This is a genomic window from Streptomyces sp. NPDC051561, assembly GCF_044454195.1.
Taxonomy (GTDB): domain Bacteria; phylum Actinomycetota; class Actinomycetes; order Streptomycetales; family Streptomycetaceae; genus Streptomyces.
In genome coordinates, this window is sequence record NZ_JBITDM010000007.1 from 349,122 (window position 1) to 371,247 (window position 22,126).

19 protein-coding genes, 1 rRNA gene and 1 riboswitch are annotated in these 22,126 nt (G+C 68.9%); of the genes, 5 read left to right on the top strand and 15 right to left on the bottom strand.

Annotated elements, in window-relative coordinates; genetic code table 11:
* Window positions 1-144: 144 nt before the first annotated feature.
* Window positions 145-384, bottom strand: a complete 240-nt coding sequence (locus ACIA73_RS19295; protein WP_399439769.1) for a hypothetical protein — start codon at window positions 382-384, stop codon at window positions 145-147.
* A 179-nt stretch (window positions 385-563) separates the two neighbouring features.
* Here ACIA73_RS19295 and ACIA73_RS19300 point away from each other — a divergent pair, with 179 nt between their 5' ends.
* Complete coding sequence (locus ACIA73_RS19300; protein ID WP_399439771.1) at window positions 564-1,436, top strand: PhzF family phenazine biosynthesis protein; 873 nt, start codon at window positions 564-566, stop codon at window positions 1,434-1,436.
* Between the two features lie 14 nt (window positions 1,437-1,450).
* Here ACIA73_RS19300 and ACIA73_RS19305 read toward each other — a convergent pair whose 3' ends face one another.
* Entirely contained in the window at window positions 1,451-2,242 is a 792-nt protein-coding gene (locus ACIA73_RS19305) for a CPBP family intramembrane glutamic endopeptidase (RefSeq protein WP_399439805.1), read from the bottom strand.
* A gap of 228 nt (window positions 2,243-2,470) precedes the next feature.
* Here ACIA73_RS19305 and ACIA73_RS19310 point away from each other — a divergent pair, with 228 nt between their 5' ends.
* Complete coding sequence (locus tag ACIA73_RS19310) at window positions 2,471-4,240, top strand: substrate-binding domain-containing protein (protein WP_399439772.1); 1,770 nt, start codon at window positions 2,471-2,473, stop codon at window positions 4,238-4,240.
* Between the two features lie 204 nt (window positions 4,241-4,444).
* Here ACIA73_RS19310 and ACIA73_RS19315 read toward each other — a convergent pair whose 3' ends face one another.
* On the bottom strand, window positions 4,445-5,953 hold the full coding sequence (locus ACIA73_RS19315) for a glutamate--cysteine ligase (RefSeq protein ID WP_399439773.1): 1,509 nt from the start codon (window positions 5,951-5,953) through the stop codon (window positions 4,445-4,447).
* A 515-nt stretch (window positions 5,954-6,468) separates the two neighbouring features.
* On the opposite strand from ACIA73_RS19315, the gene ACIA73_RS19320 reads away from it, so the two are divergent.
* Window positions 6,469-7,071, top strand: coding sequence for a hypothetical protein (locus tag ACIA73_RS19320; protein WP_399439774.1), 603 nt, complete (start codon window positions 6,469-6,471; stop codon window positions 7,069-7,071).
* 337 nt (window positions 7,072-7,408) lie between these two features.
* Complete coding sequence (locus tag ACIA73_RS19325; RefSeq protein WP_399439806.1) at window positions 7,409-7,606, top strand: DUF5999 family protein; 198 nt, start codon at window positions 7,409-7,411, stop codon at window positions 7,604-7,606.
* 120 nt (window positions 7,607-7,726) lie between these two features.
* On the opposite strand, the gene gcvP is transcribed toward ACIA73_RS19325, so the two are convergent.
* Entirely contained in the window at window positions 7,727-10,612 is a 2,886-nt protein-coding gene (gcvP, locus tag ACIA73_RS19330; protein ID WP_399439775.1) for an aminomethyl-transferring glycine dehydrogenase, read from the bottom strand.
* A gap of 202 nt (window positions 10,613-10,814) precedes the next feature.
* Window positions 10,815-10,915: riboswitch (glycine riboswitch) on the bottom strand.
* Between the two features lie 124 nt (window positions 10,916-11,039).
* On the opposite strand from gcvP, the gene ACIA73_RS19335 reads away from it, so the two are divergent.
* Window positions 11,040-11,405: a PRC-barrel domain-containing protein gene (locus ACIA73_RS19335; protein ID WP_399439776.1), complete on the top strand. Its 366-nt coding sequence runs from the start codon at window positions 11,040-11,042 to the stop codon at window positions 11,403-11,405.
* Between the two features lie 154 nt (window positions 11,406-11,559).
* Here the strand turns inward: ACIA73_RS19335 and ACIA73_RS19340 are convergent, their stop codons facing one another.
* The 11 genes from ACIA73_RS19340 to rrf form a co-directional block, all read right to left on the bottom strand.
* Window positions 11,560-13,053, bottom strand: coding sequence for a DNA polymerase IV (locus tag ACIA73_RS19340; RefSeq protein WP_399439778.1), 1,494 nt, complete (start codon window positions 13,051-13,053; stop codon window positions 11,560-11,562).
* A 155-nt stretch (window positions 13,054-13,208) separates the two neighbouring features.
* Entirely contained in the window at window positions 13,209-13,814 is a 606-nt protein-coding gene (locus tag ACIA73_RS19345; RefSeq protein WP_399439779.1) for a MerR family transcriptional regulator, read from the bottom strand.
* 227 nt (window positions 13,815-14,041) lie between these two features.
* Complete coding sequence (locus ACIA73_RS19350) at window positions 14,042-14,515, bottom strand: bifunctional nuclease family protein (RefSeq protein WP_185033262.1); 474 nt, start codon at window positions 14,513-14,515, stop codon at window positions 14,042-14,044.
* A 65-nt stretch (window positions 14,516-14,580) separates the two neighbouring features.
* Window positions 14,581-15,324, bottom strand: a complete 744-nt coding sequence (locus ACIA73_RS19355; protein ID WP_399439780.1) for a MerR family transcriptional regulator — start codon at window positions 15,322-15,324, stop codon at window positions 14,581-14,583.
* Between the two features lie 18 nt (window positions 15,325-15,342).
* A complete protein-coding gene (locus tag ACIA73_RS19360; protein ID WP_399439807.1) occupies window positions 15,343-16,296 on the bottom strand; it encodes an FHA domain-containing protein in 954 nt (317 codons plus the stop codon).
* Window positions 16,297-16,378: 82 nt separating this feature from the next.
* A complete protein-coding gene (locus tag ACIA73_RS19365) occupies window positions 16,379-17,140 on the bottom strand; it encodes a DUF881 domain-containing protein (protein ID WP_399439781.1) in 762 nt (253 codons plus the stop codon).
* Window positions 17,137-17,469 (bottom strand): small basic family protein, encoded by a 333-nt coding sequence (locus ACIA73_RS19370; RefSeq protein ID WP_040019805.1) that lies wholly within the window; start codon window positions 17,467-17,469, stop codon window positions 17,137-17,139. Before ACIA73_RS19370 ends, ACIA73_RS19365 begins: the two co-directional genes overlap by 4 nt.
* Window positions 17,466-18,392, bottom strand: coding sequence for a DUF881 domain-containing protein (locus ACIA73_RS19375; RefSeq protein ID WP_399439782.1), 927 nt, complete (start codon window positions 18,390-18,392; stop codon window positions 17,466-17,468). The genes ACIA73_RS19370 and ACIA73_RS19375 overlap by 4 nt, the downstream gene beginning before the upstream one ends.
* Window positions 18,393-18,489: 97 nt before the next feature.
* On the bottom strand, window positions 18,490-20,985 hold the full coding sequence (locus ACIA73_RS19380) for a sugar phosphate nucleotidyltransferase (protein WP_399439783.1): 2,496 nt from the start codon (window positions 20,983-20,985) through the stop codon (window positions 18,490-18,492).
* A gap of 115 nt (window positions 20,986-21,100) precedes the next feature.
* Complete coding sequence (locus ACIA73_RS19385) at window positions 21,101-21,709, bottom strand: CDP-alcohol phosphatidyltransferase family protein (RefSeq protein WP_399439784.1); 609 nt, start codon at window positions 21,707-21,709, stop codon at window positions 21,101-21,103.
* 155 nt (window positions 21,710-21,864) lie between these two features.
* Window positions 21,865-21,982, bottom strand: a 5S ribosomal RNA gene (gene rrf, locus ACIA73_RS19390).
* Window positions 21,983-22,126 lie beyond the last annotated feature (144 nt).

A 22,126-nucleotide genomic window follows, 5' to 3' on the forward strand; every position in this document is an offset into this window, starting at 1 on the left:
CCGCCCCGGACGTCCCCCTCGGCGCCCGCCCCGGACGATCCCTGGATGCCCTGCCACGGCCGATCCCTCGGCGCGCCCGCCCGGACGACCTCTCCGTGCCTGTCCCAGGCGATTCCCCGGTCGTACGTGGCCGGGCCCGGCCCTCTAGTAGCACCACCAGGTGCCGCTCGCCGGCTGCGGGATCCACCCGTAGCTCCCGGAGTCCCCGGGTCCGCGCCGGAAGACGGCGGTTACCGCATCGGGCCCATAGGTCCGGATGCGCACCGCGTTCCCCCGCTCATCGGCGGACTCCAGCACGATCTCGCCCGACCTGGTCCGTCCGGCGGCCTGCGCCTCGACCACATCATCGACACCCTCGGTCAACTGCACCATAAATACGGCCACAACGCCTCCTCAGCCCAACAATGAACCGGAGCACCCTAACCCCCCAAACCCCAACACCCGCCCCAGAACCACCCATTGAGCCCATCCCCACCTCGGGTCCCCCTCCGGCGGACAACCCCACTCCACCCACCCGGAATTGGCCCTACTCCCCGCCCGCACCCCCTCCCTACGCTGGCCGGATGCGTATCCGTACGGTCGACGCCTTTACGTCCATCCCCTTCCAGGGCAACCCCGCGGGTGTGCTGCTCCTCGACGACACCGCCCGTTTCCCCGAGGACATCTGGCTCCAGCAGGTGGCCGCCGAACTCAATCTCGCCGAGACCGCCTTCGCCCACCGTCTCCCCGCCCCGGCGGACGGGGGCGGGGACGGGGACGGGGACAGAAACGGCGACAACAACTGGGCGCTGCGCTGGTTCACCCCCACCACCGAGGTCGACATGTGCGGCCACGGCACCCTGGCCACCGCCCACGTGCTGCACACCACCGGCGCCGCCACCGGCCTCGTCCGCTTCACCACCCGCAGCGGTGTCCTGGTCACCACCGCCCACCCCGACGGCTCCTTCACCATGGACTTCCCCACCGCGCCGCTCGCCCCGGTGGCAGCCCCGGCCGGCCTGGCCGAGGCGCTCGGCGCGGAACCCGTGAGTGTCCACGACGCGGGTGACCTGGTCGGCGACCTGGTGGTCGAGTGCCGTTCCGAGCAGGTCGTACGGGGCCTCACCCCTGACTTCAAGGCGCTGGCGGCCCTCTCCGGCCGGGGCGTCATCGCCACCGCCCCGGCCGAAGACCCCACCCGGGGCTACGACTTCGCCTCCCGCTGCTTCTTCCCCGGCGTCGGCATCGACGAGGACCCGGTGACCGGCAGCGCCCACACGGCGCTGGCCCCGTTCTGGTCGGCCCGCCTGGGGCGCACCGAGCTCACCGGTCTCCAGGGCGGCGCCCGCACCGGCCTCGTCCGCACCTCGCTGCACGGCGACCGCACCCACCTCAGCGGTCACGCGGTCACCGTCCTCGACGGTGAGCTGCTGCACCCGTACGAAAAGAACCACTAGCGCGGTCGCGGCGGTCAGAGGGTGGGCAGCCAGTCCACCTTCCCCGCCAGCACCGCGTACCCCACGAAGGCCCCGATGTCGAGCAGCGCGTGGGCCGCCATGAGCGGTCCCACCCGCCCCCACCTCCGGTAGAGCAGGACGAAGACCACGCCCATCACCACGTTCCCGATGAAGCCGCCGATCCCCTGGTACAGGTGGTAGGAACCGCGCAGCACCGAGCTGGCCACCAGCGCGGCCATCGGGGTCCACCCCAGCTGCCCCAGCCTGCGCAGCAGATACCCGACGACGATGACCTCCTCCAGCACCGAGTTCTGGATCGCCGAGAGGATCAGCACGGGGTACTTCCACCAGACCTCGGGCAGCGACTCGGGCACCACCGTCAGGTTGAAGCCGGTCGCGTTCGCCAGCAGGTAGAAGGCGAGCCCGGCACTGCCGATGCCCGCCGCGATCAGCGTCCCGCGCCCGAGGTCCGACCACGGGCGCAGCAGGTCGAACCCGATCGCGCGCAGCCCGCTGCCCTCCCTGAGCAGCAGATGGGCCACCAGCGCCACCGGCACCAGCGCGGTCGAGATGCTGAACAGCTGCCAGGTGAGATCAAGCCACGGACGCCCCGGCGCCGCCGAGCTGTTGAGATTCGCCGCCTGGTCCTTCAGCCCGCCCGGCCTGGTCACCGCCCCGATGAACCTGATCAGCGCGGATACCCCGCTGGCGCCCAGCGAGAGAGCCAGAACGATCACCAGTTCCGTGCCCAGCATCCGCTTGGTCAGGCCCTGTTCGCGTCCCGGAACAGGCCTCTCGGGCGACATACCGGCCAGATGCCCCGGATCCCCTTGCACCGCAACCTCCAGTTGTGTAATCCCGCCTCATCCCGATCTCCGCACCGCTAGGGTCTCGAATGCAGGTACGAAGATCGCGCGCGACAGGCCGGGGGGCCGAGCGCCAATCACCGGCCGTACCCCCCTCGTTTCCTTGCTTCAAGGCTCGCCGCGCTTCAGAGGCTCACTGCCGCCAGGCTCAAGGAGGGGCACCACCGCATGGGACGTCACAGCTTGCCCGACGAGTACGGAGCGGACGCAGCCAGGTCCGGCCGTCGACCCGTTCGTGGCCGTACCGTCGCCATTGCCACCGCGCTGGTGCTGGCCGTGGCGGCGGGCACCACGTACGTCGTACGGAGCGGTCTGCTCGGCGCGGGTGCCTGCGGCGCCGGTACGGTACGCCTCGAACTCGTGGCCTCCCCCGACATCGCCCCCGCCCTGAACTCCGCTGCCGATCAGGCCCGCAGGACCCACGCCAAGTCGGACGACGACTGTGTGGACGTACGGGTGACCGCGCGCGACTCCTCGCGGGTGGCCGACTCGCTCGCCTCCGCCAAGGGGGATCCGGGGTTCCAGATCTGGGTACCGGACGCGGGTCTGTGGATCGAGCGCCAGCAGGGTTCCGGCCGTGTCCAGCTCACGCCGGTCGGCCAGGTGGCCGCCTCGCCCGTGGTGGTGGCCGCGATCCCGACGACGGCGACCGCCCTCGGCTGGCCCCGGAAGACCTACAGCTGGGCCGAGTTGGCGTCCGCGACCACCCGTCAGGCGGCCCTGCGCCTGGGCACCGCGGACCCGGCCCGCAGCGCGACCGGGCTGCTCGCCCTGACCAGCGTCGGTCAGTCCGCCGAAGCCACCGGGGCTCCGGACGCGCAGACCCAGTCCGCGGCGGTCGCGAAACTGCTGGCCCAGCGCATGGCGGACAGCGACGCCCAGGTCCTGGGCACCCTCCCGCAGAACGACTCCGCCTCCGAGCAGGGCAATCCACGGCGCAACCAGGCCGTGTTCCTCTCCGAGCAGGCCGCGTTCGCCCACCACGGGAACAAGGGCGCCCCGTCGCTCCAGCTCTTCTATCCCAGGGACGGCACGGCGCTCCTCGACTTCCCGTACACACTGGTCAACCAGCCGGAGATGAGTACCGAGCAGACCCGGGCGGCGATGCGCTTCCAGTCGTACCTCGAAACGGAGGAGGGCCTGCGCATCCTGGCCGGACACGGCTTCCGCACGCCGGGCAGGCCGGCCGTCGGGACGGTCGTGCGCACCGCGGGCGGACGGGCTCCGCAGCCGTATGTCCCCACGGCGGAGTCCCCGCCGCCCGCGAAGGCCGTCGAGGAGACGCTGGGGATGTGGACGATCACCGTCCAGAGCGCCCGGCTGACCACGGTCGTCGACGCGTCGGGGTCCATGGCGACCCTGGTGCCGGGGAGCGGCCGGTCCCGGATGGAGGTCACCAAGACGTCGTTGATGGCGGCGCTGGGTACGTTCACCGACGAGGACGAGGTCGGTCTGTGGAAGTTCGCCACCAGCCTCGACGGGCCCCGCGACTACCGCAAGCTCGTCCCGACCTCACGCCTCGGCTCGGCGGCGCCCGGCGGCGGCACCCAGCGCACCCGGCTGAACGCCGCCTTCGACGCGCTCCGGCCCGACCCGACCGGTGCCACCGGTCTGTACGACACGACGCTCGCCGCCTATCTGGACGCCCAGAGGACCTACGCCAAGGGCAAGTTCAACGCGGTGGTGATCCTCACCGACGGCTCCAACCAGGACCCGGTCTCGATCACCCGCAGCGCCCTGATCTCCCGGCTCAAGACCGCCGCCGACCCGCTGCGCCCGATCCCGCTGATCGCCATCGCCGTCGGCCCCGAGGCCGACAAGTCCGAACTCCAGCAAATAGCCGCAACCACCGGCGGCGGCGGCTACCAGGTGAACGACCCCTCCCAAATCCCCGCCATAATCCTCCAAGCCATAACCGAATCCGCCCAATCCTCCTAACCCCCACCCCCGTTACCCCAGCCCCCTTGGCCGGCGGGGCCACCCCCTCCCCGCCATACCCCGCCCGCTTGGGCGGCGGGGCCGCCCCCCGGGGGCGGAACGGGCGGGCAAGGGGGCGGCCCCCGACGGAGTCGCACCCCACCCGCCCCGGCCCCGTACCCCACCCGCCCCGCTCCCTCACCTCACCCCGCCAACACCCCCACCTCACCCCGGCCCCGGAAACCCCACCGGCCACAAATGCACCGCCTCCCCCTCCCCCGCCAACTCCCCATACCTCCGCGTCATCGCCGCCAACGCCGCCTCCCTCCCCAGCCCCGCCTCCACCGCCCGGTGATACGTCTCCACCTGCCAGGACGCCCCATTCACCCTCCTCCGGCACCGCTCCTCAATCACCCCCAGATACCGATCCCGATCCGCCGCCTCCACCCCCCACGCATCCAGCCCCGCCGCCGCCAACGGCAGCAACTCGTCCCGCACCAGCTTCACCGCCGGCACCCGCTGCGTCCCCGACCCCCGCCCGGCTCGCGGCCACACCAGCTCCGCGTCGATCCCGTACCGGCACGCCGCATCGAAGTTCGCCTCCGCCTCCTCGAACCCCATCCGCCGCCACACCGGCCTGGAGTCCTCAGCGAGCGCTCGCACCAGCCCGTAGTAGAAGGCCGCGTTCGCGATCACATCCGTCACCGTCGGCCCCGCCGGCAACACCCGGTTCTCGACCCTCAGATGCGGCACGCCCTCCGCGATCCCGTACACCGGCCGGTTCCACCGATAGACCGTCCCGTTGTGCAGCACCAGCTCCTGCAACCGAGGCACCCCGCCGTCGTCCAGTACCCGCAACGGCTCCTCCTCGTCACAGATCGGCAGCAGCGCGGGAAAGTACCGCAGGTTCTCCTCGAAGAGTTCGTACGCGGAGTCCACCCACTTCTCCCCGAACCAGGTCCGCGGCCGCACCCCCTGGGCGACCAGCTCCGGCGGCCGGGTATCCGTCGCCTGGAGGAACAGCGGCGGCCGCGACTCCCGCCACAGCTCCCGCCCGAAGACGAACGGCGCGTTGGCCCCCACCGCGATCTGCACCCCCGCCACCGCCTGCGCCGCATTCCACACATCGGCGAACCGCCCCGGCGTCACCTGGAGGTGCAACTGCACGGACGTGCACGCCGACTCCGGCACGATCGACGCGGAAGTGCAGGTCAACCGCTCGACACCCTCGATGTCCAGCTGAAAGTGCTCGCCCCTGGCCGCCACGATCTGGTCGTTGAGCAGCACATAGCGGTCCACGTCCGACAGGTTGCCGTGCACCAGGTCGTCCTGCCCCAGCGTGGGCAGAATGCCGATCATCAGAATTCCCGCATCGAGCTCGGCGGCCTTGCGGTGCGCATATCCGAGACCGGTACGCAGCTCCTCCGCCAATTGATCGAGAACTCGTCCGCCCAACCGGTGCGGAACAATATTCACTTCCAGGTTGAACATCCCCAGCTCGGTCTGGAAATCCCGGCTGGCGATCCGCTCCAGTACCTCTGCATTCATCATCTTCGGCAGCCCGTCCGGCCCCGCGAGATTCAGCTCGATCTCCAGCCCCATGAGATTCTTCGGCCGGTCGAACCGCTTCTCCTCCAGAAGCCGCCCGAGCCCCTCCAAACACTCGTGGAGCTTGCGCCGGTACCTCTGCCGGTCCGACAGATCGAATCCGTCTGCCACGACCTTCTCACCCATCGGAGCTTCCTTCCTGGACCGGGAGCACCCCGGCAACGGCCGCTGCAGCTGTGCGGTTCACGGTCGATGATGCCCCGGCGGACTGATCCATAACGCCCCGCCAGAGCCAGGTACGCAGTACGCTCGACGCGGATTCCTTCGGGCACATTCCGCAGGCAAGGTGCAGGGTGCAGTTACCGGTCGTACGCAAGTGGTGATAAACGCCGACGAGTTCAAGCCGACCGCGCACACGAAGATCCTCGGAGCAGGCCTGCGAAAACTCGTCGGATCGCCCCGGAAATCGGGATCTTTCTCGCACCCAATGGAGCTGCAAAAAGACCGGATATCGCCTTGCGCGCAATATCCACGACAGCTAGCCGAAACATCGTGTGAACACGTGTCGTATAAACTCCGCGAACGAGGCAGAGAGTTGACGCCGGGCCGTCGCCCAAGGCCCCCTCTGGCCCCGCACCGCTGACAGCGTCGTCCGCACTGCCCAGGTTCCACCGTGTCTCCCGAGCGAGAGGCGACCCACCATGCCGCTGCACGTACCCCCGGCTCCCGCGCCCGCCCTGCGCAGCGTCCTCGCGGCACTCGGCTCCCCCACCGCCGTACGCGAGCCCCGCACCCCGGCCCTTCGCTCCCATCCAGGGCCCCTCACTCCCGAACTTCCGCTTCCGGTCCACGTCTGGGACGAGATCACCCCGGACGGCCGCCCGCCGCGCACCCGCCTCACCGCGTGGCGCTTCCTGATCCGCCACGGCGAGCGGGCCGTAGCCGCCGCCGACACCGTTCTCACCCCGGACGGCTGGACCTTCTCCCACTTCTTCGAAGGCCCCTACCTGAACTCCACCGAGCGCGCACTGCGTCACGCGGAGGCCATGCCGGCCGTCTACCAGCCGCGCCTGCTGTCCATTCCCGCCCTCTACATGCTGACCCTGTGGTTGCACCGCGACCCCACCGCCGACGCCACCACCGGCGTTCCGGCCCCGTCCGACGTCCTGGTGCCGCTGGCCCCCGCACCTCCCGGCATCGCCGCACATCAGCCCTGCACCGTGGCCGATCTGCTGCCCGTACTGACCCTGCGGCTCAACCCGGCCCCCACCCGGACCGCCCCGCTCCTCGGTCAGCCCGCCTGAAACCGCCGCTTCTCCCGTGCCCCGCTCCCGACCGCCGGGTGCGGGGCACGGCGCTGCCCGAACGGAACGCGCCGGATGCCCCGTACACGCAAGTCCCCGTCCGGACTAGCCCGCACGGGCCACCCCGAACCACCCGAAGAGAGGGGCCAGTTGGGCTGAACCGTCCGCACGGGTGACGCGTCCTCAACCAATAAGAAGTGCTGCCGTGAAATCCCTGCGGATCGACGCCCGTGGGGCAACACTGGAACCGAACCAACTGATACGGGGGGCGGCAATGAACACCGATTCAAGCCGCGAGAACAATTTCACCACCACCACGCAGCGAAAGAACCCATCCATGTGCCAGCACCAGCCACTCTGCCCGACCGCCGAATCCGCCGACCGGGAGGCCGCCCATCCGATGGCGCACCACCCGGAGCAGGGCTGGAGCCTGCTGTGCAACGGCGTCCTCCTCTTCGAGGACACCGGCGAGCTGCTGCCCAACGGGCAGATCATCGCGCCGCACCGCCCGCTGGTCGTGGTCACCGCTGCCTGAGGGCACTGCGCACGAACAGGCACCACCGCAGTACGTACGACGAGGGGCCGGCCCGGAGTTTCCACTCCGCACCGGCCCCGACGCATCTCAGCGTCCGCTCAACTGCTCAGCGCTGGAACGTCAGTTGTCGTACTCGTCCATCGGCGGGCACGAGCACACCAGGTTCCGGTCGCCGAACGCACCGTCGATCCGGCGCACCGGCGGCCAGTACTTGTCGGCCGCGGAAACCCCGGCCGGGAAGACGGCCTCCTCGCGGCTGTACGCGTGGTCCCACTCGCCACCGAGCGCGGCGGCGGTGTGCGGGGCGTTGCGCAGCGGGTTGTCCTCGGCGGGCCACTCGCCCCCAGCGACCTTCTCGATCTCGCCACGGATCGCGATCATCGTGTCGCAGAAACGGTCCAGCTCCGGGAGGTTCTCACTCTCGGTCGGCTCGATCATGAGTGTCCCGGCGACCGGGAAGGACATGGTCGGCGCGTGGAAGCCGTAGTCGATGAGCCGCTTGGCGATGTCGTCGACGCTCACACCGGTCGCCTTGGACAGCGGGCGCAGGTCGACGATGCACTCGTGCGCGACCAGGCCGCCTGGGCCGGTGTAGAGCACCGGGTAGTGCGGCTCCAGGCGCTTGGCGATGTAGTTCGCCGCGAGCACCGCGACCTGGGTGGCGCGCTTCAGGCCCTCGCCGCCCATGAGACGTACGTACGCCCACGAGATCGGCAGGATTCCGGCCGAACCCCACGGCGCCGCCGAGATCGGACCGACGCCCGTCTCCGGACCGGCCGACGGCTGGAGCGGGTGGTTCGGCAGGTACGGCGCCAGGTGCGCGCGCACACCGACAGGGCCGACGCCGGGGCCGCCGCCGCCGTGCGGGATGCAGAAGGTCTTGTGCAGGTTCAGGTGCGACACGTCGCCACCGAACTTGCCCGGCTTGGCGAGGCCGACCAGCGCGTTGAGGTTGGCGCCGTCGACGTACACCTGGCCGCCGGCCTCGTGCACGGTCGCGCAGATGTCGGCGACGTGCTCCTCGAAGACACCGTGCGTGGACGGGTAGGTGATCATCAGCACCGACAGCTCGTCGCGGTACTGCTCGATCTTGGCGCGCAGGTCCTCGACGTCGACCTCGCCGTCGTCGGCGGTCCTGACGACGACGACCTTCATGCCGGCCATCACGGCGCTCGCGGCGTTGGTGCCGTGCGCGGACGACGGAATCAGGCACACGGTGCGCTGCTCGTCGCCGTTGGCCCGGTGGTACGCCCGTACGGCGAGCAGTCCGGCAAGCTCGCCCTGCGAACCGGCGTTGGGCTGGATCGACACCGCGTCGTACCCGGTGACCTCGGCCAGCCGCTCCTCCAGCTCACGGATCAGCGTCAGATATCCGGCGGCCTGCTCGATGGGCGCGAAGGGGTGGATCTGCCCGAACTCGGGCCAGGTCACCGGCTCCATCTCGGTGGTCGCGTTCAGCTTCATGGTGCAGGAGCCGAGCGGGATCATGCCGCGGTCGAGCGCGTAGTCGCGGTCGGCCAGCTTGCGCAGGTAGCGCAGCATCGCGGTCTCGGAGCGGTGCTGGTGGAAGACCGGGTGGGTCAGGTACGCGTCGGTGCGCAGCAGCGCGTCGGGCAGCGCGTCCGTGGCCGTGGTGTCCAGCGCCGCGATGTCGCCCTCGACCCCGAAGGCAGCCCATACGGCCGTGACCTGTGCGCGGAGAGTGGTCTCGTCACAGGCGAAGGAGACGGTGTCGCCGTCGACAAGACGCAGGTTGACCCCGTTCTCACGGGCGGCGGCGACCACCTCGGCGGCCTTGCCGGGCACCTGTGCGGTCACGGTGTCGAAGAACGCGTCGTGCGCGATCCGGACGCCACCGGCCCGCAGCCCCTGGGCGAGGATCACCGCGTACCGGTGCGTCCGGCGGGCGATGCCCTTGAGTCCGTCCGGCCCGTGATAGACGGCGTACATTCCCGCCATCACGGCGAGCAGCACCTGCGCGGTACAGATGTTGCTGGTGGCCTTCTCACGGCGGATGTGCTGCTCACGCGTCTGCAGCGCCAGCCGGTACGCCTTGTTGCCGTCCGCGTCCACGGAGACACCCACGAGCCGTCCCGGCAGGCTGCGCGCGAACTTCTCGCGTACGGCCATGAATCCGGCGTGCGGACCGCCGAAGCCCATCGGTACACCGAACCGCTGCGTCGTGCCGACGGCGATGTCCGCACCCAGCTCGCCCGGTGAGGTCAGCAGCGTCAGCGCCAGCAGATCAGCGGCAACGGTGACGATGGCGCCGAGCTCGTGCGCCGCGTCGATCACCGGCTTGATGTCCCGCACCACACCCGAGGCACCGGGGTACTGCAACAGCACACCGAACACCCCGCGCTCGGCGACCTCGGCGGGAATCCCCTCCGCCAGGTCGGCGACGACGACCTCGACACCGGTCGGCTCGGCACGCGTCTCGATCACGGCGATGGTCTGCGGCAGCGTCTCGGCATCGATCAGGAAGACACCGCCCTTGACCTTGCCCACCCGGCGCGCGAGCGACATGGCCTCGGCGGCGGCGGTGCCCTCGTCGAGCAGCGAGGCTCCGGAGGTCGGCAGTCCGGTCAACTCGGCAACCATGGTCTGGAAGTTGAGCAGCGCCTCCAGCCGGCCCTGCGAGATCTCCGGCTGGTACGGCGTGTACGCCGTGTACCAGGCCGGGTTCTCCATCACATTGCGCAGAATGACCGGCGGGGTGAAGGTCCCGTAGTACCCGAGCCCGATCATCGGGGCGAGCACCTGGTTGCGGTCGGCCAGGGTACGCAGCTCGGCCAGGACCTCGGCCTCGGTCCGCGCGTCCGGCAGCCCGAGGGCGGCGGCGTTCTTGATGGCGTCCGGCACGGCAGCATCGGTCAGCTCGTCGAGCGACCCGTACCCCACCTGCGCCAGCATCTTCGCCTGCGCCTCGACATCGGGTCCGATGTGACGCTGCTCGAAGGGGATGCCACGCTCAAGCTCTTCGAGCGAAATACGGTTGGCGGTCATCTGCGGAAGGCCTCCTGGTCTGACACGACCTGCGAGGGGCACCACGGCACGGGCGCCCGGACGGCCTCCCCCTCTGTCATCTCAACCTGAGAGCTTCACCGGGGCGTCAAGATCATCAACGCCCCGACTTTCACCGTCGGTGAGGGCGGATAACGACCCGGCCTGCGCCGTGTCCGTACTCCACCCTGCTTTCCAGAGTGACCTCGTCCATGCGGTACAGGGGCCTGAGAGATTCCGGGGAGGAGTTGCTCCTTCGGCGCCTCCGACACATTCGTTCTCGGAGGACTCTCCCGCACGGGGTCAGCAGCCGTCGGCCAGCCTACCAGCGCACTACTGCCCTGTTCCCTCGAGTGGCCAGGCTCACGAATCTGCTCTTTCGTAGTGTTTTACGGGGTTCAAGCAGCAGTTGCGACCAGTTGGAGGGACCGTGCAGACCGACATCGATCCGCGCAGCCTGATCGGCCGCAAGGCACTAGACCGCAACGGCACCAAGATCGGAACGGTGGACGAGGTCTACCTGGACGACGCCACCGGCGTCCCGGAGTGGGCCGCCGTCCGTACCGGTCTCTTCTCCCGGGACGCATTCGTCCCCCTCGAACCCAGCTCCCTTGAGAACAACACCCTTCGCATCCCCTTCGAAAAGTCCCTCATCAAGGACGCCCCGGACTTCGGCGTGGGCCGCCACCTCTCCCCCGAGCAGGAACTCCAGCTCTACCGCCACTACGGCCTCCACGCCGCGCCCCCCGCCGCCCCCGACCGGAACTTCGGCACCCTCGCCGGCGAAGACAGCTAGCCCCGCCCCGGGGCCACCCCCGAACGACTCCGCCTCCGCAGTGGCGGGGCCGCAAGCAGTGGCATGCGCGCGCCTCGTCGACGGCGGCGGGACGGAACCGGCCCACGCACCCCGAGCCGGCGCCCGCCAAGGGCCGCCCAGCACCCCCGCCCCCCTACCGGCCCCCCGCCCCCTCCTCAGCCTTCCCCACCAACGGCAACGCCTCCCCCTTGGTCAATTCCGGGTCATCCACCCGGAACGTCCGCACCCGCCCCGGCCCCACCGACCCCGGCTCCTCGAACCGGACCGTCACCCGCCCCACCCCACTCCCCTGAACCCACCCCGCCCCGTACACCGCATGCCGCACGTCATGCCCCGCGTGCCACCGCACCTCGGTACCCGCCTCCACAGGGGCCGCAGCAAGCTCGCCGGCCCCAGCCCCTTCCCCGGCCGCCGCCGAGCCCGCGACCACCACTTCCGCGACCTCACCGGCCGCCCCCTCAGCACCTCCCGCCGCCGCCTCGGAGCCTCCAGCCACGGCACCGCTCGCCCCAGTCGCACCGTTCGCCCCTACGGCCTCGGCCGCCTCCGCGGCCCGCGCCGCCTGCGCGAAGAGGTCCTCCTGCGTGTAGTCCGCCAGCCCCGTCACGCCCACTCCCAGCAGCCGCACCCCACCCGTCGTATCCACCCCCTCCAGCAACCGCGCTGCTGCCTCCCGCACCACCTCGGGATCATCCGTCGGCCCCCGCAACGTCTCCGACCTGGTCAGCGTCGAGAAGTCGAACCGCCGCACCTTCAGCACCACGGTCCGCCCCGACCGGCCCGCCCCCCGCAGCCGCTCCACACACCTCACAGCCAGCCGCTCCACCTCCGCCCGCACCCGCACCCGGTCGTGCAGGTCCACGTCGAAGGTGTCCTCCACAGACACCGATTTCGCGTCCCGCTCGGCCACCACGGGCCGGTCGTCGAGCCCGAGCGCCATCCGGTGCAGCGAGGCCCCGTGCGCCTTACCCAGCAGCCGTACGAGCTCGTCCTCGCCCGCAGAGGCAAGGTGCGCCACCGTCGTCATCCCGGCCCGCCGCAGATGGTCCCCGGTGGCCGGACCGACCCCGGGCAGAATCCGTACCGACATCGGAGCGAGCAACTCCCGCTCCGCCCCCGGCTCCATCAGCACCAGCCCGTCCGGCTTGGCCTCCTCGGAAGCGATCTTGGCCAGCATCTTGGACCCCGCGAGCCCCACCGACCCGCTGAGCCCCGTGACCGCACGAATGTCCCGCCGCAGCTGCTCCCCCACCGCCCGCGCGGACTCCTCGTCCCGGGCCGCCCCGCCCGCCTCCAGATCCACGAACGCCTCGTCCAGGCTCAACGGCTCGACCAACGGCGACAACCGCGCCAGCAGCTCCATCACCTGTTCGCTCACCGCCCGGTACAGGGTGAACCGCGGCACCAGATAGGCCGCATTGGGCGCCAGCCTCCGCGCCTGCGCCATCGGCATCGCCGAGTGCACTCCGAAGCGCCTCGCCTCGTACGAAGCGGTGGACACCACCCCGCGCGGCCCCAGCCCGCCCACCACGACCGGCTTCCCGCGCAGGCTCGGCTTCGCCGCCTGTTCCGCGGCGGCGAAGAAGGCATCCATGTCCAGATGCAGGATGGTCGGCACACTTCTCACACCGACGATGCTGCCCTACGCCACTGACAATCGACCGAATCGCTCAGAGCCGGACCCCGAACCCGACCCGCGGCACCCGGCCGAATCCACCAGCCCGCAGCCCACAGCCCGCTCATTGCCTCAACCCGGCCCGATGCCTCCGGTCCGCCGGCGACTCAGCCCGCCCGGTTCCGCCGCCGCGCCAGCTCGTCCCCCGGATTGTTCCCGACCAGCGTCTCCCCGGTGTCGACCCGTTCACCGTGCAGCTGCGACAACGCCGTTTCGACGTCCCGCCACACCACGCCCACGGCGATGCCGAAGACCCCCTGTCCCCCCTGCAACAGCTTCACGACCTCGTCCGGCGACGTGCACTCGTAGACGGTGGCGCCGTCGCTCATGAGCGTCATCCGCTCCAGATCCTCGAACCCCCTGGCCCGCAGGTGCTGCACGGCGGCACGGATGTTCTGCAGCGCGACCCCGGTGTCCAGGAACCGCTTGACGATCTTGAGGACGACCACATCGCGAAAGCTGTAGAGCCGCTGCGTCCCGGAGCCGTAGGCCGGCCGCACACTCGGCTCGACCAGCCCGGTGCGCGCCCAGTAGTCCAGTTGCCGATAGGTGATGCCCGCAGCCGCACACGCGGTGGGCCCCCGGTAGCCGACGGTCTCGGCCGCTTCCGCGGCCCGCGCCGGAGCGACGGGGTGCTGACTTGCTGTGGGGTCGGCCGAACTGCCGAGCGGATACGGCCCGCCCGTCGCCGTACCGTCGCCGCTGATTCTCACGCCGACCTCCGTCCTTGACCTGCCCTGTCGACGGTAGGCAGTCGCCCGGGGTGCGTCAACGATCGCCACACTCGGCACGCCGAGTGATAATCACCCTGAGAGTGGTTTCCCGTGTCTCTCATCGGGGAAAGGCTACTCGAATGCGCTGAAAAACCGGGGCCTGCGCGTGCCGGTAACGCCCGGAAAACAACGCTGCCCGGCCGGGATTCCCGGCCGGGCAGCGCCACTCACTGACTGTTGGTACCGAAGTCCTCCGGCGAGATCTGATCGAGGAACTCGCGGAACTTCTCCACCTCGTCCTCCTGCTCGTCCGGAATCGCGATCCCGGCGTCGTCCAGCACCCCGTCACTGCCGTAGATCGGCGTCCCGGTGCGCAGCGCCAGCGCTATGGCGTCGGACGGCCGCGCGCTGACCTCCACTCCACTGGCGAAGACCAGCTCGGCGTAGAAGACCCCGTCCCGCAGGTCGGTGATCCGGACCTCGGTGAGCTCCTGCCCCACCGCTTCGAGCACGTCCTTGAACAGGTCGTGCGTCAGCGGCCTGGCAGGAGCCAGCCCCTGCTGTGCAAAGGCGATCGCTGTGGCCTCACCCGGTCCGATCCAGATGGGAAGGTACCGATCGCCTCCCACTTCACGCAGGAGCACGATCGGCTGGTTGTTGGGCATCTCCACCCTGACACCTACGACGTCGAGCTCGTTCACACAGCAACCCTAGGACGTGCCCGACCGGTTTGGGTAGTCGGGCTCCTGTTCGCTCCAAGTTCGGCTCAGTGAGAACCGGACCTCAGCGCTGTCTGTACCAGCGCGGCATGCAGTCGTACGGAGATCCCGGCAAGCTCCCTGGTGGTCGCCTCCGCATGCGCCCTGGTCTGCGGATTGCGGTGCCGACGCAGCGGCGCGACGACATTGCCGATCAACCCGGCCTCCCGGTCGGCGGCGGCCTTCATCGCCCGCAGGTGACGCGGTTCCAGGCCGAATCGCCCCAGATCCGCCACAAGTTTCGCCACGGTCACCGCCTCGGCGTCGTAACCACCGTCCGGCAGCTCCGCAATCAGCCCGTACGCCTCCCACTCGGCCAGATCGCCCTCCGACACCTCCGCGCCGGCCAGCAGCTCCTCCCGGCCGAGCCGGGTCGCGGTCGGCCCTTCCGCCGCCACCTCAGGAGCACCGTCGAGCAGCTCACGCGGTCCGCCGGGGGACGGCAGCTGGACCTGCTCGCCGCGCTCCAGAGCGTCCAGGTGCTCCTTGATGACCTTGAGCGGCAGATAGTGGTCGCGCTGCATGCGCAGCACCTGGGCGAGCCGTTCGACGTCCACCGGGCTGAACTTCCGGTACCCGGACGGCGTGCGTTGCGGCTCGACCAGCCCCTCCGCCTCCAAGAAGCGGATCTTGGAGATCGTTACTTCGGGAAATTCCTCACGCAGCAGGCTGAGTACAGAACCGATGCTCATCAGCCGGCTGCCGGCCGAGGCGGTGCCGCGCACGGCACCGCCCGTCTGGATTCTCAGCATGGACCTTCCCTGAAAGGATCAGACGCCCTGCTGGCTCGCGTAGAAGACCAGCCGGTACTTACCGATCTGCACCTCGTCGCCGTTCGACAGCAGGACCGCGTCGATGCGCTCCCGGTTGACGTACGTGCCATTGAGGCTGCCGACGTCGGAGACGGTGAATCCGCCGTCCGCACCCCGGCGGAACTCCACGTGCCGTCGCGAGACGGTCACGTCGTCGAGGAAGATGTCGCTCTGCGGGTGGCGGCCGGCCGTGGTCAGCTCACCGTCCAGCAGGAAGCGGCTCCCCGAGTTCGGCCCGCGGCGCACCACGAGGAGCGCCGCACCGTTGGGCAGAGCGTCGACCGCGGCCTGGGCCTCGGGCGACAGCGAGGGAAGAGCGGTCTGGCCGGTCTTCTCCGCCTCGTACGCCTCAAGTCCCGAGATCGAGATGGTCGAGGTCGTCTCCGACGGACGCTCGGCCGCGACTCCGCCCTTGAGCGGCGCACCACAGTTGGAACAGAAGCGGCTGGCCTCGGCATTGCGGTGCCCGCACCTCGTACAAACCGGCAAGGCCGACATGGACGGATCCTCCTGCCGCGGCTGCCCCGCGTGGTGGGCGCTGGTTGCGTACGGGTCGGGAGCGAACTCTCCACCCGTACTTGAGGTTGATGGTTCCCCGGAACCTATGCGGCCGGAACCGGCCGGGTCAACAGACGGCGCGCCGTGGCCGCCGACCTCGTCACGGAAGAGCGGGCGCTCGCCGCTCTGCTCCTCGGCCTCACCGGGGCGCGGGGCACGGTGACGCGCAGTGTGGGAGCTGCTGTCGTCTCGTGCACTCTTGCCGAACAATTTCGCAAACAACTTCACGGGCGATTCCCCTTGACCGAAACAGACCCGCCCGTGGGGCAGGACGAACCCTGCATCAACAAACCCTGCATCACTGACTAACGTGCTGACTTGGACATCTGCACAACGTCCGTATCCATCAGACAGTTTCCACCACGCACCACGTCCTGGATGCGTCGACCCCCCGCAACCTCATGCCCGTGTCCGACAGCCCTCATTCGCCCCGCCATCACTGGGGTGACAACCGAGCGTAGTCAGGCCGCTTCGCCGGTCGCAAGGCATTCACGACGATCTTCTCAAGTCGTTGCACCACTGCGGTGGCCTGCTCCTTCTCCAGAGTCTGCACGACTCCACCGGGAATGTTGAGCGCCGGCTCCAGATCCTGGGGCTTGCCGATCACCTTGAAGCGGTACGGCGCGACGATCTTCTTGCCGTCCACCTGGATACTGCCGCCCTCCTCGGAGAAATAGGTGTTCGCCACGACCCGTACGTCATTGATCTGAATTGCTTCCGCTCCGGCCGCGCGCAGTTCCTGAATCGTGTCCAGCAGCCGGTCCGCCTCGACCGACTTGTGCGGGTCGTTGATGGTCAGCGTGATGCCCGGCCCCTGGGCACCCACCGTGCCGGCGAGCACGCCGAGCTGACGTTCCTTCTCCAGCGTCTGCTTGCGCGCCTCTTCCGCCTGGTCCGAGCTGCTCTCCAGCTCGGTCCGCTGGTCCGTCAGCCGCTGCTTCTCGTCCTCCAGCCGGGCGCTGCGGTCGTCCAGTTCGTCAAGGATCCTTACGAGGTCCTCCTGCCGGGCACCGCGCAGCGTCCCGTTGTCACTGGTCGAGTTGACCTGAATGGCGAGGCCGAGCCCCAGCCCGAACAGCAGCAGCGCGACGATCAGCTGGGCCCGGGTGGCCCGCGGCGGCCACAGGCCGGCGGCCAGCCGCTGCCTTCCGGTCAGTTCCGGCTGCTCCTCGTTCTTCCCCGTACTCACCGGCGTCACGCCCTGAAGATGTGCCGCCGGATGGCGGCAGCGTTGGAGAAGATCCGGATGCCGAGGACGACGACCACGCCGGTCGACAGCTGCGCGCCGACGCCCAGCTTGTCGCCGAGGAAGACGATCAGGGCGGCGACCACCACGTTCGACAGGAAGGAGACCACGAAGACCTTGTCGACGAAGATGCCGTCGAGCATGGCCCGCAGTCCTCCGAAGACCGCGTCCAGCGCGGCCACCACGGCGATCGGCAGATAGGGCTCGACCACCGCCGGCACTTCGGGACGGACCAGCAATCCGACCACGACTCCCACGACGAGGCCAAGTACGGCGATCACGATGTGCCCTTCTCCGTCTTCTGTGTGTCGGCCACGCCCTTTCCGGAGCCTGCGGCCTGTGGTTGCGCGATGCGTACGATCAGGCTCGGGGCGGCCGGCAGCCGCACCTCGTCCTGGTCGGACATGCTGGTACGGATGCCGTAACTCTCCTGCAGCACATGAAGGTACTGGCCATCGGCACTGTCGTTGAACGCGGTGTTCAGATGCTTTCCACCGACGGCCTCCACGGTGTAGGGCGGTGCCAGCGGCCGGTTGTCGACCAGTATCGCGTCGCCCGCCGCCCTGATCGCCGACAACATCGTCAGGCGCTGCCCGTTGATGGCAACCGCCTCGGCGCCGGACTGCCAGAGCCCGTTGACGACGCGTTGCATGTCCCGGTCCCGCACCCGCCCGGTGTCCGAGAACCCGCTGCTCCCCCGCGGCCCGTCGGCGCCCTCACCAGTCTCTTTGGCATCGTCCACAACGAGTTTGACGCCCGGGCCCTGCACCGGGGTTGCTCCGGACAACAGAGCGACCAGTGCCCCCTGGTCGCCACCGTGCTCCTCAAGTGCCTTGCGCTGACGCTCTCCCACGTCGTTGCGGAGTGCGTCGACATCCTTCTCCAGGGCATCGGCGTCGGCGGTCTCGCTCTGGATCCGCTCGACGAGTTCCTGACGTTCCTTCGCCACCACCGGTGCGGCCAGCCGCGCGTTGGCCGCTCCCAGCGTGACCACTGCCGCCGCCAGTACGAGGCCGGCCGCCAGGGCCAGCTTCGTCTTGAGCGTACGAGGCATACCTGCGGTGCCGTCGGCCTGCTGACGCGCAGCCGCTTCCGCGTATCCGTCGTCGAGACTGTGCTCCATCACGTTCGTCAGCAGCGACATCGACGCATCGGGGCGCCGCGGTGGAGGAGGAGTGCTCCGAACGGGGGGCTGCTGCGACATGCCGCACATCGTCGCACGTCGCAGCCGCTACCGCCGAATGGCCCCACCGACGTGCCGGGAGCCGCTCCAAGGCGACTCCCGGCGCCCCCGAACTACCTCAGTGACCTGCGCTGTCGACGATCGCCGACCACTCGTCCAGCAGTGCCTGGGCGGAGTCGTCGTCCGGCCCCTCGGCCCACAAATGAGTGACGGCCTCGGCGGGATCCGGCAGCACCATCACCCATCGCCCATCGGCCTCGACCACCCGCACGCCATCGGTCGTGTCCACCGACCGCTCCCCGGCCGCCTCGACGACCCGTCGCATCACGAGACCCTTGACCGCCCACGGCGTGGCAAGGTCGCGCCGCAGCACATGCGCCCGCGGAATCCGCGCATCGATCTGACTGAGCGTCAACTGCGTTCTGGCCACCAGCCCGATCAGCCTGACGAAGGCCGCGGCCCCGTCGAAGACACTGCTGAACTCCGGCACGATGAACCCGCCGCGCCCGTCCCCACCGAAGATGGTGGCGTCCTCGCGCCCCACCCGCGTGAGGTCGTCGGGCGAGGTCGTCGTCCATTCGACCTGCGTCCCGTGGTACGCCGCCACCTGCTCGGCCACCCGCGTCGTCGTCACCGGCAGAGCCACCCGCCCGCTGCGCCGTTCGGCCGCGACCAGGTCGAGCATGACCAGCAGGGCACGATCGTCCTCGATGATCCGTCCCCGCTCGTCGACCAGCGAGAGCCGCTCACCGACCGGGTCGAATCGCACCCCGAAGTCAGCCCGGGCCGACGCCACGATCTCACCGAGCCGCACCAGCCCCGCCCGCCGGGAATCCGCGGTCTCCGTGGGCCGCGCCTCGTCCAGACCAGGATTGATGGTCAGCGAGTCCACGCCCAGCCGCCCGAGCAGACTGGGCAGCACAAGCCCCGCGCTTCCGTTCGACGCGTCAACGACGACCTTCAGCCCGGAGTCAGCGATCCCCGCCGTATCCAGGTTCCTGAGCAGGGAGCCGGTGTACGAATCAAAGACGCTCGCCGGAAAGTGCAGATCCCCGATCTCTCCGGGGAACGCCCGACGGTACTCCTGACGCGCGTACACCCGGTCCAGCTTCCGCTGCCCACCCTGCGAGAGATCGGCGCCGCGCTCGTCGAAGAACATGATGTCCACCGAGTCCGGCACACCGGGCGTGGTCCGGATCATGATCCCGCCGGCACTGCCCCGCGCTGTCTGCTGCCGCGCGACCGGCAACGGCACGTTCTCCAGGTCCCGTACGTCGATGGCACTGGCCTGCAGCGCGGAAATCACCGCCCGCTTCAGCGCACGCGCGCCGCGGGAGTGGTCCCGCGCCGTAGTGACCGTGGATCCCTTCTTCAAGGTCGTCGCGTACGCCCCTGCCAGCCGAACGGCCAGCTCCGGGGTGATCTCCACATTCAGGATCCCGGAGACCCCACGCGCACCGAAGAGGTGCGCCTGCCCCCGCGACTCCCAGATCACCGACGTATTGACGAAGGCGCCGGCCTCGATGGTCTTGAACGGATACACCCGCACATTGCCCTGAATGATCGATTCTTCACCGACCAGGCACTCATCCCCGATGACTGCCCCGTCCTCGATCCGGGCCGCCCGCATGATGTCGGTGTTCTTCCCGATCACGCACCCTCGAAGGTTGGAGTGCTGACCGATGTACACGTTGTCGTGCACCACGGCCCTGTGCAGGAAGGCACCGCTCTTCACGACGACGTTGGACCCGATGACACTGTGCTCACGGATCTCCGCCCCGGCCTCGACCTTGGCGTAGTCACCGATGTACAGCGGCCCCCGCAGCACGGCGTCCGCATGCACCTCGGCGCCTTCGGCGACCCACACTCCGGGCGAGATCTCGAAGCCGTCGAGTTCGACGTCGACCTTGCCCTCAAGCACGTCGGCCTGGGCCTTCACATAGCTCTCGTGGGTACCGACGTCCTCCCAGTACCCCTCGGCGATGTACCCGTAGACGGGCTTGCCCTCCTTCATCAGCTGAGGAAAGACATCGCCGGACCAGTCCACCGGAACATCGGCTTCAACGTAGTCGAACACCTCGGGCTCCATGACGTAGATGCCCGTGTTCACCGTGTCGGAGAAGACCTGCCCCCAGGTCGGCTTCTCCAGGAAGCGCTCGACCTTCCCCTCCTCGTCCACGATCGTGATGCCGAATTCCAGCGGATTCGGCACCCGGGTCAGGCACACCGTCACCAGTGCGCCCTTCTCCTTGTGGAAACGAATGAGCTCGGTCAGGTCGAAGTCCGTCAGGGCATCACCGGAGATGACCAGGAAGGCATCGTCCTTCAGTGCTTCTTCGGCATTCTTGACGCTGCCCGCAGTGCCTAGTGGCTTCTCCTCATTGGCATAGGTGAGCTCCATTCCGAGCTCTTCCCCGTCGCCGAAGTAATTCTTGACGAGTGAGGCAAGGAACTGCACGGTTACGACGGTCTCATTGAGCCCATGCCGTTTGAGCAGCCTCAGCACGTGCTCCATGATCGGCCGGTTGGCGACCGGCAGGAGCGGCTTGGGCATACTTGAGGTCATGGGGCGAAGGCGTGTGCCTTCGCCGCCGGCCATCACGACGGCCTTCATCTCGGAAGCGTCCTCCTTGGAAGAGACGATCTAGCCGACTTCGCCCGCCTTGAGCCCTCCCGCACACATCAGAGGTCCGGTAGGGCCGGCGCCTCGCTGCGCCACTTCGACAGACTCAATCGGCTGCGGCGTCCGCCTTGACCAGCCGGCGGACCTGAACCACATAGAGAATCCCTGCCCACCAATAGAGGGTTGTACCCCATCCGGCGAACGCCCATCCGAAAATAGCACCGATTGTTCCAAGCCACCCGGGCTGGACGCTGACCAGCAGCAACGGGAAGGCATACATCAGATTGAACGTGGCTGCCTTGCCGAGGAAGTTCACCTGGGGCGGCGGATATCCGTGGCGGCGGAGGATACCCACCATCACCAGAAGCATGAGCTCCCGGGCCAAAAGGGCCGCTGTGACCCACCAGGGCAGGATCTCTCGCCAGGTCAGCCCGACCAAGGTGGACAGAATGTAGAGCCTGTCGGCAGCCGGGTCGAGCAGCCGTCCCAGGCTGCTGATCTGATTCCACTTACGCGCGAGCTTGCCGTCGAGGTAGTCGCTCACGCCGCTGAGCATCAGCACCAGCAGCGCCCACCAGTCGCTGTTGGGCCCACCGAACACAGGGCGGAGGATCAGCCACAGGAACAAGGGCACACCAACAAGGCGAGCCATGCTCAGAATGTTGGGGATGGTGAGGACTCGGTCTGTCTGAACGCGAGTCTCCTGGACCTCCACCCGGGGGCCTCCTGTGGGAACGTGCCAACGATTTTCCCCCTGACCTTACCCTCAGCCACGCCGAGCGGTAGCACAGGGGGTACACGGGTGCACGTGCCGTGAACGCAGAAAAGCCCCGCACCAGTTTCCTGGTGCGGGGCTTTCCCACAATAATTGTTCGGCGGCGTCCTACTCTCCCACAGGGTCCCCCCTGCAGTACCATCGGCGCTGAAAGGCTTAGCTTCCGGGTTCGGAATGTAAACCGGGCGTTTCCCTAACGCTATGACCACCGAAACACTATGAAATTTGAACACCTGGCTGTTATCACAGGACTGTTCGTTATTTCAGAACTAACACAGTGGACGCGAGCAACTGAGGACAAGCCCTCGGCCTATTAGTACCAGTCAGCTCCACCCGTTACCGGGCTTCCACATCTGG

Excerpts from the sequence above, each read along its gene's own strand:
- ACIA73_RS19380 (WP_399439783.1), bottom strand. The coding sequence starts at position 20,985 with ATGAAGGCCGTCGTGATGGCCGGCGGCGAAGGCACACGCCTTCGCCCC.
- ACIA73_RS19320 (WP_399439774.1), top strand. The coding sequence starts at position 6,469 with ATGCCGCTGCACGTACCCCCGGCTCCCGCGCCCGCCCTGCGCAGCGTC.
- ACIA73_RS19305 (WP_399439805.1), bottom strand. The coding sequence starts at position 2,242 with ATGTCGCCCGAGAGGCCTGTTCCGGGACGCGAACAGGGCCTGACCAAG.
- ACIA73_RS19310 (WP_399439772.1), top strand. The coding sequence starts at position 2,471 with ATGGGACGTCACAGCTTGCCCGACGAGTACGGAGCGGACGCAGCCAGG.
- ACIA73_RS19325 (WP_399439806.1), top strand. The coding sequence starts at position 7,409 with ATGTGCCAGCACCAGCCACTCTGCCCGACCGCCGAATCCGCCGACCGG.
- ACIA73_RS19355 (WP_399439780.1), bottom strand. The coding sequence starts at position 15,324 with ATGCTGAGAATCCAGACGGGCGGTGCCGTGCGCGGCACCGCCTCGGCC.
- ACIA73_RS19375 (WP_399439782.1), bottom strand. The coding sequence starts at position 18,392 with ATGTCGCAGCAGCCCCCCGTTCGGAGCACTCCTCCTCCACCGCGGCGC.
- ACIA73_RS19300 (WP_399439771.1), top strand. The coding sequence starts at position 564 with ATGCGTATCCGTACGGTCGACGCCTTTACGTCCATCCCCTTCCAGGGC.
- gcvP (WP_399439775.1), bottom strand. The coding sequence starts at position 10,612 with ATGACCGCCAACCGTATTTCGCTCGAAGAGCTTGAGCGTGGCATCCCC.
- ACIA73_RS19315 (WP_399439773.1), bottom strand. The coding sequence starts at position 5,953 with ATGGGTGAGAAGGTCGTGGCAGACGGATTCGATCTGTCGGACCGGCAG.